Annotated in this window: 10 protein-coding genes; 5 read left to right on the forward strand and 5 right to left on the reverse strand. The window is 71.7% G+C overall.

All coding sequences use genetic code 11. The annotated features are described in order from the left end of the window. The first annotated feature begins 1 nt into the window (after window position 1). Window positions 2-1,129, forward strand: a complete 1,128-nt coding sequence (locus Q6349_RS13675; protein WP_304604548.1) for a glycosyltransferase family 1 protein — start codon at window positions 2-4, stop codon at window positions 1,127-1,129. A 39-nt stretch (window positions 1,130-1,168) separates the two neighbouring features. On the opposite strand, the gene Q6349_RS13680 is transcribed toward Q6349_RS13675, so the two are convergent. Further along, window positions 1,169-1,840, reverse strand: a complete 672-nt coding sequence (locus Q6349_RS13680; RefSeq protein ID WP_304604549.1) for a DUF2461 domain-containing protein — start codon at window positions 1,838-1,840, stop codon at window positions 1,169-1,171. Between the two features lie 161 nt (window positions 1,841-2,001). Here Q6349_RS13680 and Q6349_RS13685 point away from each other — a divergent pair, with 161 nt between their 5' ends. After that, window positions 2,002-2,679 carry a Type 1 glutamine amidotransferase-like domain-containing protein gene (locus Q6349_RS13685; protein ID WP_304604550.1) on the forward strand — a complete coding sequence of 226 codons (678 nt, stop codon included), beginning with the start codon at window positions 2,002-2,004 and terminating at the stop codon, window positions 2,677-2,679. A 29-nt stretch (window positions 2,680-2,708) separates the two neighbouring features. Next, window positions 2,709-3,272 (forward strand): hypothetical protein, encoded by a 564-nt coding sequence (locus Q6349_RS13690; RefSeq protein ID WP_304604551.1) that lies wholly within the window; start codon window positions 2,709-2,711, stop codon window positions 3,270-3,272. On the opposite strand, the gene Q6349_RS13695 is transcribed toward Q6349_RS13690, so the two are convergent. The 4 genes from Q6349_RS13695 to Q6349_RS13710 form a co-directional block, all read right to left on the reverse strand. After that, window positions 3,231-3,857 carry a class I SAM-dependent methyltransferase gene (locus Q6349_RS13695; RefSeq protein WP_304604552.1) on the reverse strand — a complete coding sequence of 209 codons (627 nt, stop codon included), beginning with the start codon at window positions 3,855-3,857 and terminating at the stop codon, window positions 3,231-3,233. The two genes, Q6349_RS13690 and Q6349_RS13695, sit on opposite strands and share 42 nt — an antisense overlap. A 210-nt stretch (window positions 3,858-4,067) precedes the next feature. Continuing rightward, the gene (locus tag Q6349_RS13700; protein ID WP_304604553.1) at window positions 4,068-8,180 is read right to left on the reverse strand and encodes an NPCBM/NEW2 domain-containing protein; all 4,113 of its coding nucleotides are present in this window, start codon (window positions 8,178-8,180) and stop codon (window positions 4,068-4,070) included. Window positions 8,181-8,260: 80 nt separating this feature from the next. After that, a complete protein-coding gene (locus Q6349_RS13705; protein ID WP_304604554.1) occupies window positions 8,261-11,305 on the reverse strand; it encodes an alpha-N-acetylglucosaminidase TIM-barrel domain-containing protein in 3,045 nt (1,014 codons plus the stop codon). Between the two features lie 117 nt (window positions 11,306-11,422). Next, a complete protein-coding gene (locus Q6349_RS13710; protein ID WP_304604555.1) occupies window positions 11,423-13,654 on the reverse strand; it encodes a hypothetical protein in 2,232 nt (743 codons plus the stop codon). Window positions 13,655-13,988: 334 nt separating this feature from the next. On the opposite strand from Q6349_RS13710, the gene Q6349_RS13715 reads away from it, so the two are divergent. Continuing rightward, window positions 13,989-14,630, forward strand: a complete 642-nt coding sequence (locus Q6349_RS13715; RefSeq protein WP_304604556.1) for a hypothetical protein — start codon at window positions 13,989-13,991, stop codon at window positions 14,628-14,630. A 31-nt stretch (window positions 14,631-14,661) separates the two neighbouring features. Beyond that, a complete protein-coding gene (locus Q6349_RS13720; protein WP_304604557.1) occupies window positions 14,662-15,705 on the forward strand; it encodes a WxL protein peptidoglycan domain-containing protein in 1,044 nt (347 codons plus the stop codon). The last annotated feature ends 1 nt before the right edge of the window (window position 15,706 follow it).

Consider the following 15,706-nt stretch of genomic DNA (forward strand, 5'->3'; position numbering starts at 1 on the left):
CGTGAGGGTAGCGATCGTGGCCGAGTCCTTCCTCCCGCAGGTCAACGGAGTCACGAACTCCGTCCTGCGGGTCCTCGAGCACCTGCAGCGCACCGGGCACGACGCGCTGGTCCTGGCTCCCGACACCGACGACGGCGACCTGCCGCCGTTCGTGCACGGCGCGCCCGTCGTGGAGGTGCCGTCGGTCGGCCTGCCGGGCTACCCGGACGTGCGGGTCGTCGTCGGCCAGCGTGCCCGGATCGAGCGGACGCTCGCGGCGTTCGCGCCCGACGTCGTGCACCTCGCCTCGCCGTTCATGCTCGGCTGGCGCGGGATGCAGGTCGCCGAGGCGCTCGGCGTCCCGGCCGTCGCCGTCTACCAGACCGAGGTCCCCAGCTATGCGGCCCGGTACGGGGTGCGGCACCTCGAACCGCTGCTGTGGTGGCGCGTCCGCACCCTGCACGACCGCGCCGCGCTGACGCTGGCGCCGTCGACGCCGACCATCGACCACCTGCGAGCCCGCGGCATCCCGCGGGTGCACCGCTGGGGACGGGGTGTGGACACCGAGCTGTTCCGCCCCGGCGCCCGGGACGATGCCTGGCGGCGAGAGGTCGGGGCCGGGCGGCCGCTGCTCGTCGGGTACGTCGGGCGGCTCGCCGCGGAGAAGCAGGTCGAGGCGCTGCGGGTGCTGCACGACCGGGACGACGTGCGGCTCGTCGTCGTCGGCGAGGGTCCCGAGCGGCCACTGCTGGAAGAGCTGCTGCCGGAGGCCCGCTTCACCGGTCTGCTGCGCGGCGAGGAGCTGGCCCGCGCGATGGCGAGCCTGGACGTCTTCGTCCACCCCGGCGAGCTGGAGACGTTCGGCCAGACCCTGCAGGAGGCGCACGCCTCCGGGGTGCCCGTCGTTGCCCCCGCCGCGGGCGGCCCGATCGACGTCGTCGCGCACTCGCACACCGGCTGGCTGTACCCGCCGGGCGACCACCGGGCGCTGCGCGCGCACGTCGACGACCTGCTGGGCGACGACCGCAAGCGACGGGCGTTCGGTGCGGCGGCCCGGGAGCGGGCGCTCGGGCGTACCTGGGCGAAGGTCTGCCACGAGCTGGTGCAGCATTACGAGTCTGTGGTCGCCGCCGTCGCGACGGAGGTCTGAGCGCTTCCACGCGCTGCCGCGCGGGGTGTCCGCCGATGATCAGCGGAGGGTGACGATGCGCAGCAGGGGCGAGACGTCCTGGGCGAAGGCGGTGACGCGATCGGTGACGGTGTCGTCGAGCCAGGTCGAGCGCGGCAGCGGCCGCATCACGACCAGCTGCCGCAGCCGCAGGTGGTCGGCCAGGGGATGGTCGGCGTGCTCGGCGTACCCCCGCGGCATGGTCCTGACGGCGTCGCTCCGTTCGAGCTCGAGCCCGGCGGCGGCGAGGTCGTCGACGACGGCGGTGAAGCGGTCGGGGTCCTCGACCATCGACCGTCGCAGGGGGTCCAGTCGCGCGGTGGGCGGCTTGTAGAGCCCGCCCGCGAGCAGTCCACCGTCGGCGCTGAGCTGCACGTAGACCAGGCCGCCGTCCTCGGTTTTGGTGCCGCTGGGCGTCAGCAGGCCGGAGCGCGACGTCGTGTACGGGCTCTTGTCGGGACTGAAGCGGACGTCGCGGTTCATCCGGAAGGTGGTGGCCGACCCGCCGCGCAGGGGGACGTCGGTGTCGGCGAGCCGCGCGGTGACCTCCTCGAGCAGCGCGACGAAGGGTTCGTCGACGTACTGGTCGAAGACGTCTCGGTGGGCCCTGAACCAGTCGCGGTCGTTGTGCGCGGCCAGCTCCTCGAAGAAGGTGAAGGTCTTCTCGGTGAAGCCGGTGCCCTGGGCGCTCACGTCCCACCCCCTCCGTCGGAGACAGTGACCACGGTACGGGGCGCGGCCGCTTCGGGCCGCCCGTCCGCGCGTTGTCTCGACGGTCGGGGCGCGCGATGAGTTCCGCGCCTGTCCACCGTCCTTGTGCGTGACCCGATCTCACCGCGTCACGGGAGGCGCACATGAAGCTCCTGCTCACCTCGGGCGGCGTCACGAACCCGACCATCCGCTCGGCCCTGGACGACCTGCTCGACAAGCCCGTCGCCGCGTGCACGGCGCTGTGCATCCCCACGGGCATGTACGGGCACCCGTGGGTGGGGCCCGGCATCAAGGCGTGGGAGTTCGTCGCCGGGAAGGAGGAGGGCAACCCCATGGTCGGGCTCGGGTGGCAGTCGATGGGGCTGTTGGAGCTCACGGCGCTGCCCAGCCTCCCCGCCGAACGCTGGCAGCCGGTGGTCCGGGACGCCGACGTCCTGCTGTTCAGCGGCGGCGACGCGGTGTACCTGAGCCACTGGGTGCGGGAGTCCGGGTTCGCGGATCTCCTGCCCGAGCTGACGGACACCGTCTGGCTCGGGATGAGCGCCGGCAGCATGGTGACGACGCCGCGCATCGGGCAGGAGTTCGTCGGGTGGCAGCCGCCCGGCGAGGGCGACGACAGCACGCTGGGACTCGTGGACTTCTCGATCTTTCCGCACCTGGACCACCCGAACCTGCCGACCAACACCCTGGCCGCGGCCGAGACGTGGGCGGCCGGCCTCGGCGGCCCCGCCTACGCGATCGACGACGACACCGCGATCGTGGTGGCGGACGGCGCCGTCGAGGTGGTCTCCGAGGGGACGTGGAAGGCACTGGCCATGTGACCTCGGGAGATGGCACCTAGGCTCTTCCGATGACATCGTCCACGAGATCGCCGACCTGGCGGCTCGCGCTCAGCGCCCTGGCGACCCTCCCCGGAGTCGTGGCCTACGTCGTGATCATCGGCTACCTCGATCTCCACGTGGCCGCCGTCTCCAACAACGCGCGACTCGACTGGACCGGGACCACCTTTGTCTCGGTCATGTCCCCGCCACCCCACATCTGGCTGCTCTGGCCAGGCGCGGCCGTCGCACTCGTGACCGGTCTCGCCGTGCTGCTGGCCTGGCGTTCCCGAGCGAGGGCGAATTCGTACCGCGAGCTGGTCCCCCTGTGGACGGCCACGCTCACGCTCGTCGTGCTGACGGTCTGGCTCGTGGTGTCCACCGAGCTCCCCTACAACGCGGCCGTCGCCCTGGCCAGTCTCGTCGACCCCGAGCCGATGCTGGTCGTCTGGCTCCGCCTCGGCGCGCTGAGCATCGCGACCTACGCCTTCGCCGGCGCCATGATCGTGCTCTCGGTGCTGCCCCTCAGGGCCGCGCCGACGGAGGTGGACCCCTCACACCGTGAGGACGGCAAGCGTGATGTTCCCGCCGGCTGACGGACGCTGCGTGGTGAGGGTCAGCCCGGCCTCGTCGACGAGGGACCGCAACCCACCCCGCCGGAGGTAGGTCAGGGCGTTCCGCGCGTGGCGGGGTCCGGCGAGGAGCTCGGCCACCGCCGTGAACGCGCGTGTGCCCCACCCGCGCGGGAACCGGAGGCCGTCGGTGCCGAAGTCCGTGACGAGCACGCGGCCGCCGGGTGCCAGCGTCCGCCGGGCCTCACGCAGGAGCGCGACGCCGTCCGAGCGGCTGATCGAGTGCAGCACCAAGGAGACGAGCACCAGGTCCGCGCTGCCGTCGGCGACGGGCAGCCGCGACCCCTCGACGAGACGCAGGTCCGCCTCGGAGCCGAGGCGCTCACGCGCTGCCGTGATCATCGCCGGTGAGGTGTCCACGCCGACGACGGCACATCCCTCGTCCGCATACTCGGCCAGCGCCGCCCCGGTGCCGCACCCGATGTCGAGCACGGTCCATCCCGGATCCGGAGGGCACATCCGCCGGGCGATCCGACGCAGCGGCGCGTTCATCGGTTCGACGACCCGGTCGTAGACCTTCGCCCGCACTCCATAGGCATCGCGTCCCATGAGCTCGCGCCTCCTCCCGGCCAGCGTCCCACGCATTCCGGGCCCCCGGAGTCTCTCGGCACCGACGGAGGCCAGCGATCAAGCGGTGGGACTGCGCCGTGCTGCGGCCCGACGGGCGCCGGGACACGGAAGGCCGAAAGGGCCCACCGGCGCGTGATCTCGCGCAGGTGGGCCCTTTCGGCGAGCACCGCGGTGCCCGCCAGTGGCGGATCAGCCCACCGGGTACGGGACGGCCCGCGTCGCGGTCACCTCCTTGCCGTCGATCGTGCCCGTCACCGTGACGAGCACCTCTCCGGCATCGACGGCGTCCGATCGCGTCGAGAACGCCTGGTAGGCGCTCTGTCCCGGCTCGACCTGGCTGAACGACTTGTCCCCGTACGGTGTCTCGATCGTGACGTCGACCGGAACCCCCTCGTCGTTGACGACCCGGACGGCCAGAACGGTCGAGGACCCGATGGTCCGCAGACGGACATCCGTCGAGAACGCCAACTCCGGGGCGTCCTCGTCGCACTCGAGACGCGGACCGCCCCAGACCCCGTGCGCACCGTTGATCGACGTCCCCGGCGTGGAGACGGCGAGCTCGAGGTACTGAGCCCCCGTGAGGTCGAGGTCGATCTCCTCGGTGGGGAATCCCGGCTGGAACGTCGTGCCCTCGTAGCGGCTCACGTCGTCGACGTCGACGGAGAAGATCACCGAGCCGGAGAACCCGTCCTCGAGGCCCGCGTCAGAGGTGAACCGTGTGCACTCGCCGCCCAGGTAGTAGGTGATCCTCGAGGGCGCGTGGACCCCCAGACCCTTGTCGTAGGTCTCCTTCAGCTCGTCGGTCGTGTTGATGACGAGCGGCTTGTCGGGTGAGCTCGCGTTGTCCTTGTTGGCGACGTCGATGCCGATCACGCCGTACCCGTTGGAGGCCGACACCCACGGCAGGTCCGACAACCAGACGTCACCGGACGGAGCCTCGGGCAGGGTCAGGTCGACGGGCCTCATGTCGAACAGGATCGCGCGGTCCGTCTGCGAGAAGGTGATCGACCGGAGCTCCTTCGACGGGTCCAGCGCTACGACGTTCGCGTACACCCGATAGGTGTACGAGGGGTACTCGTAGCCGTCGGGGTTGGCGGCGTTGTTGCGGCCCTTGCTCTCCACCGCGTCCACCGCGTCCCGCCGATCGCCCTGCAGGAGCCAGTTCGGCAGGAAGAACGAGCGCTCAGCGGTCGTGCCGTCGGCGTAGGTGATGGTCACCTCCGGGGTGACGCCGCCTCCCGACGCCCCCGACCCGAGGAACGCGAGGTGCGTCCCCGACCCGGAGACGGCGACGGTCTGGCCCGCCAGGGACGTCGAGTTCGCGACCCCGGGTGCCGCATCCGGCCACACCATGTCGAACGTGTCGTCGCCCCGGGTGACCGAGACCGGCTCGCCCCAGGTCGCTCCGGCGTCGGCCAGCGCGGTCTCCGAGAACGAGGCCCCCGAACCGTCGAAGTTCCCGGTGTCCTTGGTCTCGAGCGACGTGATCGAGACACGGTTGAACGCGTCCGCCAGGTTCGCGAAGACGACGTCCACCTGCTGTCCACCGGACACCGATCGCTCACCGCCGGCCGAGTCGAGGTAGGCAGCAGCGCCCCGGACCGTGGCAGCACCGGCCTTCGCGCCCGATCCCGGTGTGACGACGAACGTCGCAGTGACCGAGTCCCCCGGGGCGACAGCCGCCGCGGTGCTCCCCTGCACGTCGTCCGTCGTCCAGCCCTCGGGGAGCTCTGCCGCGATCTCGAGGTCCGTCTTGACCTTCGTGCCGGTGTTGGTGAAGGTCATCTCCACCTCTGCGGACTCACCGGGGAACACCTGGCCCGGCGCCTCCACCTCGAGCGACACCCGCTGACCGTCCGAGTCGAGGCCGCCGACGGCGCTGGTACCACGCAGCACGAGGTTCGCCGACGCGTCCGCGGCGAGGGTCCCGACCTTCACCCGCACGACGCCGCCGCGCTCCTCGTCGAAGAACCAGCCGGTCGCCGCCTCCGAGAGCGCGGCCGCGTCGGCGACCTCCGCGAGATCGGTGCCGTCGAGCACGACAGCCTCCGGCGCGGACCCCGTGTGCACGTCGAGGGCGTACGGACGCTCCTCGGCCATGCCGGTGTAGCCGCCGTCGCGCGAGCCGATGGCGATGCTGACGTCGCCGCCGTCGCGGTCCGGCGCCTCGACCGTGAAGCTCTGGCGCGCCGACCGTCCATCGGCGTACTCCCGCGTCACCTTGTCGTCCTCGTACAGCTCGAACGTGCTCTCACCCTGGGGGTAGACGTCGAGCGTGATGGTCGAGTCCTCCGGGACCAGCGAGGCGTTGCGCGCGACCATCCCCTGCGGGACGATCGCGCCGGCGCGGACGAACACCGGGAGCGTGTCGAGCGGCGCGTCGTAACCGTCGAGCACCCGACCACCGTCGTACAGGCGTCCGGTCCAGTAGTCGACCCACTGCCCCTCGGGCAGGTAGATCCCGTCGCGCACGTCCGAGTCGGTGTACACGGGCGCCACGAGGAAGTCGGTCCCGAGCAGAAACTCGGTGTTCGCCTCCTCGCCGTACGCCATCGGGTCGTCGGGGTACTCGAGCGCGACCGACCGCATCGGCGGCGTGCCCTGGGAGTGCGCCTGCGCGGCGAGCGTGTAGATGTACGGCATGAGCCGCTGGCGCAGCTGCAGGTAGTCGCGGTTGATCTTCGTCGCTTCGTCGCCGTAGAGCCACGGACGCTTGTCGACCGCGGCCCAGCCGCTCATGGAGTAGAGCGCCGGGGCGAACGCCTTCCACTGCAGGTCGCGGACGTACGACTCCGGCGACCCGCCGAAGATGCCGTCGACGTCGCCGGTGGTGAACGGGAGGCCGGAGTTGCCGGCGCCGGTCAGCGCCGAGACCTGCCAACGCACCGCGTCGAGGTTGCCCGCGTGGTCACCGGTCCACTGCATGCCGCAGCGCTGGGAACCGGCCCACCCCTCCACCATGAGTGACGTGCCGCGTGCGTCGGAGAACTCCTCGATGCCGCTGTGGGCGCTCTCGCAGGCCGTCAGCGCCTGCCGGTACCCGGACCCGACCCAGGCGACGTCGAGCTTGCGCAGGCGGATTCCCGCCTCGGCGACCTCGTACTCCTGGTTCGTCAGGGACCGCTCGGTCCAGAGGCCCGTCACCAGGTCGGCCTCCTCGGCGATCTGCGCGACCGTCTCGGGCAGCTCGGTGTACTCGCAGCCGTACCCGTCGTTGACGAGCATCCAGCCGCCCGGCATGTCGTTCTCCTTGAAACGGGCCGCGGTGATCGCCGCCTGGGGCGTGGTCTGCTTGATGCCCTCCGGGTCGCCTCCTGTCGGCGAGTAGTCCGGGTTGGAGCGGTTGTAGCAGTCGGCGTCCCCGTACTCGAGCGCGTACACCGGTGGCATCAGGGGGCGTCCGGTCAACGCCGTGTAGCCGTCGAGCGACTCCTTGTAGTCACCCACGAAGTAGTAGGCGTCGAACCGCCGCTCCTCGTGGGTGGTGGTCGCATCGGCCGTGAACGTGTACGAACCCCGGGCGAACGTGTTGCGCAGGACGCCGTAGCCCGCGCTCGTCATGTAGTAGGGCACCGCGTTCGGGTAACCGTCGTCGTTCCAGTCGAAGTTCCGGGCGACGTTGACGGTCTCGCCCGTGTGGATCGAGCGCCCGTTCTGCATGCCACCGCCGAGGAACTGCTCCCCGTCCTGCGTGGCCAGGTGCTGCGTCGCACTGTCCGCGCCGAAGGTGACGGGCGCCGACTCCTCCCAGACGACGGAGCCGTCGGCGCGGTGAAGGGTCATTCTCGACGTGTCGGCGTCGACGGTGAGGGCCACGGCGTCGGTCGACAGCGTGATCTCGCCGTCGGCCTCCGTGACCGTCGGTTCCACACCCGGGAACTCGTCACGCCCGACGACGATGTCCGCCGTGCGGGCGGGGTCACCCTCCGGTGTGTTCGCGGGGTCGGTGAAGCTCCCCGACGGGTCGGACTCCACGCGGACGGTCGCCTCGTCGAGGAACGTCACGCGGGCAGCGCCGTCGGCGGCCTGGAGCGTGACCTGCTCCGCGTCCTGCACGACGTCGGAGATCGCACCGATCGTCGTGCCGGACGCGTCGACGGGTACTTCTGGGACCACGGAGGACGTGGCCGTCCCGACGGGGGTTGCGGTCGCGACCGCCGCTTCCGCAGCGCCCGTCGAGACGGGAGGCGCGGCGAGGACCGCGGTCGTCGCCAGGGCCAGCATCGCGCCGGCTGCGGCGGGACGGCGGCTGCGGCGTGGTGGCCGTGACCGGTGGTCGGATCGTCGGACTGAGGGCCTCATGCAAGCTCCTTCGCTCGGGAGCGCCCGGGGGCGCGAGGGGGCGGGGCGGCCGGACGGGAGTCCGACCGCCCCGGTGGAGGTCAGTTCGCGCTGCCGTAGGGGAGCTCGAACTCCGCCGTCCGTTCGGGGTCCTCCCCGACGGTCGTGACGCTGACCCGGACGGTGCCTCCGTCCAGGTCCTCCCGGAGCACCAGGCCCCGGTAGAGGGACTCGCCTGCCTCGACGCGTCCGGAGACCGTCCCGGACGACGTGGACATCTCGACGTCCACGGGCACGTCCTCCGTGTTGTCGACCCGCATCGCGAGGACGGTGCGCGAACCCACTGAGCGGAGCTCGGCAGAGGCCTCGACGGCCACCGCCGGCCCGCAGGTGACGCGGGCGTCCGCCCAGTCGGCCCGGTCCCACCACTCCGCACCGGCACCGGGCTGGGTCGACGCGACGTCCGGATCGGCCTCGAGGGTGAGGGTCTCGACACCACTGACGTCGACCGAGACCTCGCGCGGATCACCGGCACGGACGGTGCCGCTGTCGAAGAGGACCTCGCCGTCACCGACCACCCGGAAGATCACGCTCGGGTAGGCGTCCGAGCGGTTCATCGTGTCGTCGATCCCCACGATCGCGTCGAACGCGGAGCAGCTGCCGGCGAGATACAGGTCGACCTCGGCCCTCGCGTTGACACCGATCCCCTTGTCGTACACGGTCCCGTCGATGGTCAGGGGCTGACCGTCGCCCGCGGCAGCGTTGCCGACCTCGGTGTCCCGCTCGACCGGACCGTACGCGCCGTTCACCCGCGTCGCGACGAACGGCATGTCGGAGACGTAGGTCGTCCCGGCGGACGGCGGGTCGGGCAGGGGCGCCTCGGCCTCCGCGTGGCGGTCCACCACCTCGGTGGCCAACGCGACGATGTCGCCGCTGGCTTCGGTCGGGAACGACCCCGTGCCCTGGACGAACTCCTCGCCGACGGCGTACCAGTCGATCGCGGGGGCGGGCGTGCCGTCGACGATCCTCTGGTGCTGCCCGTCGAGGAACTGTTCCCAGCGTCCCTTGTAGTAGGTGCCGACGAGCCCCTGCCACTCACGGTTCGCGTAGTCGTTGAGTCCGGCGTTCACCGCGGACCGATCACCCCACGTCGTCAGGATCGACCGGGCGTCGACCTCGAGCGCCGCGGCCTGCTCGTCGTCGACGGCGTAGGACCGCGCACGCTCGAGCCACGCGCCCAGGAGGTTCTGCTCCTGCGTCCCGACCACGTCGTCGAGCAGGTCCATGTTCGCCAGCCACTGGTCGGACAGCTCACGGAACGTCTCGGCGTCCCGGTTGGACGACGCCTCGGCGAGGCGCGGGAGCAGTGTGCGGGAGGTGTTGGAGAGAACCTGTCGTGCGACGTCCATCAGGTCGTACGCGTAGGTCGGCGTGGCCCGGGCCTCGGGGCTCGCGTCCAGGAGCAGCGGGAGCGCCGTCGCGAACTCGTCGATGTCGTAGCGAGCCCTGCCCGGCGAGAACGACGCGGCGGTGGTCCGCGACAGGCTGGGCGTGGCTCCGTAGAGCGCGTCCTGGGCCTCGCTCCACCCGTCGTCCGTCGGCAGGTCGTACACCGTGCGTCGCAGGACGTCCCAGGCGGCGACGGCGGACTCGTCGCGCACCCCGTAGCGTCGGGTCGCGAAGTCGGCGAACCACTTCTCGACGTCGACCGGCCCGTCGCTCCAGGCCCGCGACGCGAGGAACTCGAACGCGACGGGGTTGTTGTCCCCGGCCTCCGGCAGGATCGCGACACCGGTCATGTGGGAACCGGATCGGTCGAGCCACTCGTGGTAGCGGGTGTTCCAGAGGCTCAGCTGAGCGCCGAGCGTCGTGTGCCCGCCGAAGTTCCAGATCGCACCGAACGCGTACGGGACGGGCGCCCAGGACGCTTCACGGTCGAGCACGCGCCGGTCCGAGAGCCCGTCGACGATGAAGGTCGTCGCCGGGTCGGCCGCGTCGATGATGGCGCGGGGAGGGTTGCTCTGCCAGCCGAGCAGCACCCAGGTGGCTCCGGGGTTGGCTGCCTGCAGGGCGTCCTCGACGCCGAGCGTCGCCTCGCCCACGTCCACGCCACCGGCCGTCCCACCCTCGTGCAGGAGGTCCATCTTGTACATCGTCGAGGTGCCGAGGATCTCCTCCGACGCGGTGTAGAAGGCATCGGCCACCTCGGCGAAGACGCCGTCGGCGGGGCTGAGCCAGTCCGGCCGTTCGAAACCGACCCACCCACCCTGGGGCACCGTGACCGCACCGGGGTTCCGCTCGGCGAACTCGTCGGGGACGGTGCCGAAGTACCCCGGCAGCACGGGCGTCATCCCGAGCTCGCGCAGGCGGTCGGCGATCTTCCGGCCGAGCTCGGCGCGGGCGTCGAGGGTGGCCTCCGTGACGGGCGACGGATACCCGGACATGTTCTGCAGGAGCCACCACGGCTGGTGCGACGGCTGCGGGATCCAGGCGAGGATCTCGTCGGTCGAGTACCCGAACTGCGTCAGCGTGTCGAAGTAGACCGCGTCCGTCCCGACGGGCATGAACACCTCGTTGATGCCGTGGGCGGCGAACACGTCGATCGCGCGCTCCCAGTCCTCCCACGTCCGGTACGCGCCGGTGTAGCCGTCCTCGGTGTCGTTGCCGTAGAAGCGGTGCTCGACGTTCGCCGAAGCCTCGATCGGCGCGTCGGGCAGCGGCAGGTCCGACGGGAGGTCGGGTCCGTCCGTCCCCCCGAGGTTGTCGCCGTTCCACGAGATGGACATGTCGAGCTCGGCGCCGAGGTAGTCACGGAAGCCGGCGACGATGGTCGAGGGGGACGTGCCCTCGATGCGCACCGCCCCGGCGTCGGCCGTGACCCGGTAGCGGTCGCCCTCCCCGCCGGCGTCGATCCCCACCAGCTCCAGGTCGTCGCGCGCTCCGACGAGTCGCTCGATCGCGGCGCGCGCGGGCGTGGTGTCGAAGGTGCTGGGGGCGGGCGGGGTGTCGTCGACGGACGCGGGTGGTGGTGCGGACGGGACGGCTGAGGCCGTCGGCACCAGCGCTCCGACGGCGAACGTGGTGAGTGTGGCGAGGACAGCAAGCCGTCGCCGGCGTGCGGTCGTCCGGACTGTCGTACGGGACATGGCGGGTGCCTCTCGTGTGTCGTGCAGGGGCTTGGTCACGACGTCATCTCGACGACGGACGGAGGGTTCACGTGCGGACACAGCGCTCTCCGGGTGTCGTGGCCGTGGGAAGCGGGGTCAGCCGCAGTCGGTCGCGGTGTAGGGGACCGTGGTGGTGGTCGAGACCGTCTCGCCCTCGATCTCCGCGCTCGCCACGACCTCCACCTCACCGGCGGGGACGGAGTCCTCCCGGGTGGCGAACGTCGCGGTGGCGAAGGTCCCCGGTGCAACCGTGGCGAAGGACCGCGTGCCGTGATCGCCGCCGATCTCGATCGCGACGGGGTCCGGCTCCTCGTTCTTCGCGGCCACGGCAAGGTAGGCGTGCGAGTCGAGGCACCGCAGCTCCGCCGTCGCCGTCACCGTCGGCTCCGACATCGGCGCGACCGCGGTGGGCGGCGTGGGCAACGGGTCGTCGTCCAGCGAGGACATGATCAGCAGGGACAGCGCGCCGGTCCAGACGAGCGGGCTCACCGACGTCGCCTTGCCGTCCGACGCCACCTGCTCGGGGAGCTCCCCCAGCCAGGTGCGCGAGTCGACGATCCAGTCGAGGGTCTCCGTCGCCCGGGCGGTGTTGCCGGTGCCGGCCCACGCCAGCGCGAAGAAGCTCGTGCTGGGTGTCCAGGCGACACCCCACCCGGAGCCGCCTGGAACCACGCCACCGCTGGGCAGCACGAGCGCGTCCCAGGAGGCGTCGAGCGCGTCCGGCAGACCAGCCGGCGCCTCCACGAAAGGGGGTGCCATGAGCCCGACGGCGGATTCCCGGGCATCCGGGTTCTCCGTCGTCCGCGGGTACCCGAGCGGGGCGAACGTCCTCGCGATGCCGTCGGCCAGCGCGTCGGCGGCACTGCTCCAGCGATCGCGGTCGTCGGCGTTCCCGGTCTCCGCAGCCAGGTCCGCCGCGGCATTCAGCCCGGCGAGCAGCGGGACCGCCGTGCCGAGGTTGGGCGTGTCCGTGCCGAGCTCCCAGTAGTCGGGCGAGGCGGGCGGAAGACCCGTGTCAGGGTCGAGCGAGGCCGCCGAGTAGTCGGCTGCCTTCTGCACGGTGGGGTACAGGTCGGCGAGCTGCGCGTCGCGCGTGCTCGACTCGTCGGCGGCCCGATACCACTGCCAGATCGACCACGGCACGAAGCCGTTGCCGTCGAGCTGCCACTCGCGGTCGTCGGGGGGACCTGCGCCGTCGAGCGTCGTCCGGGCCTCCCACGTGCCATCGGCACGCTGCGTCGAGGCGTTGAAGGTGTTGATCCGGAGCGACTCCTCGATGTGACCGGTGGCTGCGAACGCCGCCGCGACGAAGCTGGAGTCACGCGGCCAGGAGTATTTCCAGGCCGAGTGCCACGCGGCGGCGACGGCACCGTTCGGCCGTGTCAGCGCACGCATCGAGAGGAGCGCCCGCTCGGCGGTGGCCCGCTCCTCCGCGGTGCTCCCGGGAATGGTCCCGGACGCGAGCCAGGCGCGTGACTCCTCGATCTGAGCCATGGCGTCCGCGTCGCCGGCCGCCACGGTGACCGGGCTCGTGGCGCCCTCGGGGAGGTAGCGCCACCGGCCGTCCGGCATCTCCAGCACGTTGCTGCCCGGGACGTACTCCGCACCCCAGCCCTCGGACGGGGAGATCGGGGCGACGTCGGTCCCGTTCGAGTACAGGCCCGCGACCGGAAGTCGCAGCGCCCAGTCCGGCACGACCTGGTAGCAGCCCCCGCCGCACCCCTCGAGGCCCGTCGGGTTGATGTGGAACGCGGCACGGCTGCCGCCGTACTGCTGCCACCCGCCCCAGTAGGGCACGTCGTAGTTCCAGCTCGGCAGGGACCCGGGCCTCGCTGTCCTGGTCCCGTGCCACGCCACCTTGCCGGACGGCACGTCCGCCTGCACCACCAGCGCGTACCCGGTGCCGCCCGCCACGGAGACGTCGTAGTCGAGGTCGATCCAGCCGGACCCCGAACCTCCGAGATCCTCGGCGATGTCGATGCCGGACGTGGCGATCGCGCTCGTCGGCTCCTCGACATCGGTACGGATCTCCGTGGTGATCGTGCCCTCCGTCGCGCTCGAGGACAGCCAGACACTGACCCGCTCGACGGTCGTGTCGACGTCGAGCACGAACTCCTGGGCAGCCGCGTTGTCGGGAGCGACCACGCTGTACAGCGCGGTGTCGTGGTCCGGCTGGTCGACGTAGGCGTCGCCGTCCGCGGCGAGCGGGAGGGCCGTCGGGGCAGCTGCGGCCGCGGGAACCAGGGCGCCGACGCCGAACGCCGTGAGGGTCGTGAGGACGGCGAGCCGTCTGTGGCGCGCTGCCGTGCGGACTGTCGTTGGGGCCATGCCTGGGTGCCTCCCGTGCTTCATTGCAGCTGGACAGTGCTCGGTGTGGACGAGAATGACACATTCTGACTTTCATGACCAGAGTTCACGCAAAATCCGTCATAGAGTTCTGGCGGCCACATGCTGTCCATCACGGCCGAGACGCGCTGCAGCCAGACCGGGCACAGCGCGACCACGAGGACCGGGCTGTCTCTGCCGTCGCTCAGGGGTAGACACCGATGATTCTTTCTGAGAGATTCCTAGTTCTACAGAGCAGAAACCTGCTCTTGCCTCGTCGACGAGCCGGTGCGGCACGTGATGAGGCGGATCGCGACGACGACGACGGAGATCTCACATGAACGCACGGAGCACCAGGCGGCGCACGGCCGCCGCGAGCATCGGCCTGTCCCTGCTCGCGGCGGCCGGTGTGCCGACCCTCGCGGCGGCCGCCGACCCGGCCGGTGACGACAGCATCGACATCTCGGTCGACATCGAGGACCTCACCCCTGCGGGCGAGCTGTCGATGTCCGTGGCCGCGAACGACGGCGTGGCCCTCGTCGAGGAGGGCTCCGACGACACCGCACGCCAGTTCGTCGGGACCACGCCCACCGTCACGGTGACCGACACCCGCTCCCCGGAGGAGGTGCCGGACGGGTCGTACTGGGCCGTCGTCGGACAGGCGGGCGACTTCGTGGAGGGCAGCGACGCCACGCAGACGTTCGGCCCCGAACACCTCGGCTGGGAACCCCGGCTCCTCACCCCGTCCTCGACCGGACTGGTCGCCGAGGGAGAGCCGGTGTCCTCGGTGGTCGACGACGGCACCGGCGCCGCCGCCGTGGGCCTGGAGGGGCAGGAGCTGCTCGTCTCGACGTTCTCGGCCGCCGAGGAGATCGGCACGTGGGACGTGGAGGCCGGCCTCACGCTCCGGACGCCCGCCGACATCCCTGCCGGCTCCTACACCTCGACGCTGACGCTCACGCTCTTCGAGCAGAGCTGACGCCCCACCCCGCACACCTCAGGAGTCCTCGATGATGCGGTCATCCGTTCTCGCCACGGTCCTGGGGCTCGCCGCGTCCCTCGCCGCCCCGTCCGCCACCGCGGCCGGGGCGGCGGAGGACGCCTCCGAGCCCGACCGCATCACGTGGTCGGTGGCGGCTGCCGACACCGCCGGCCCGGACGGACGCAGGTCGATCGGCCACACGGTCGAACCGGGCGCCTCGACGACCGACCAGGTCTCCGTGACCAACCACAGCACCGCCGAGGTCACCTTCGCCATGGCAGCCAACGACGGCTACCTCACCGCGAACGGGAGCTTCGACGTGCGCCCGTCCGGATCGGAGCCGGTCGACGCCGGGTCGTGGATCGAGGTACCCCCGTCGGTGACCGCAGGACCGGGAGAGACCGTCGTCGTCCCGCTGGACATCGCCGTTCCCGCGCGGGCGACGCCCGGAGACCATCCCGCGGGCGTGACCGCATCGGTGATCACGGGTGACGAACGTGTCCGCGTCGAGAACCGCGTGGGCGTGCGGGTCGACGTGCGGGTGCCCGGTGCGGTGGAGGCGCGCCTGGACGCCACGGACCTCGACGTCACCTACGAGCCGTCCTGGAACCCGTTCGCTCCCGGCTCCGCCAGCGTCCGGTTCGACCTCGTGAACGACGGGAACGTCCGGCTGGCCGCCGATCCGCTGGTCACGGCCGACGCCTGGGACGGCCAGCGGTCCACGACCGCCGAGGGCGGCGAGGTCCTCCCCGGGAGCTCGCGCGCGGTCGAGGCCGACGTGGAGCAGCTCTGGCCGCTCGGGCCCGTGCGGGTGCGCGTCGCCGCGCAGCCGTCGGCCGTCGAACCCACGGGTGACGCCGCCGACGTCGTCGCCGAGCCCGTCGCCGCCGAGATCACCGCCTGGGCCCTCCCCGTGCCGCAGCTCCTGCTCCTCACCGGGCTCGTCCTGCTCCTCGGTGCCGGCGTCGCTCGACGCCGTCGCCGGAAGCAGGAGCTCGACAGGCTTCTCGCGAGCGCTCGTGCCGAGGGGGCCGCCGCAGCCGAGCGCAGGCTGCCACCTGCCGAGGAGTGAC

The organism is Isoptericola sp. 178 (assembly GCF_030586525.1).
GTDB classification, from domain to species: domain Bacteria; phylum Actinomycetota; class Actinomycetes; order Actinomycetales; family Cellulomonadaceae; genus Isoptericola; species Isoptericola sediminis.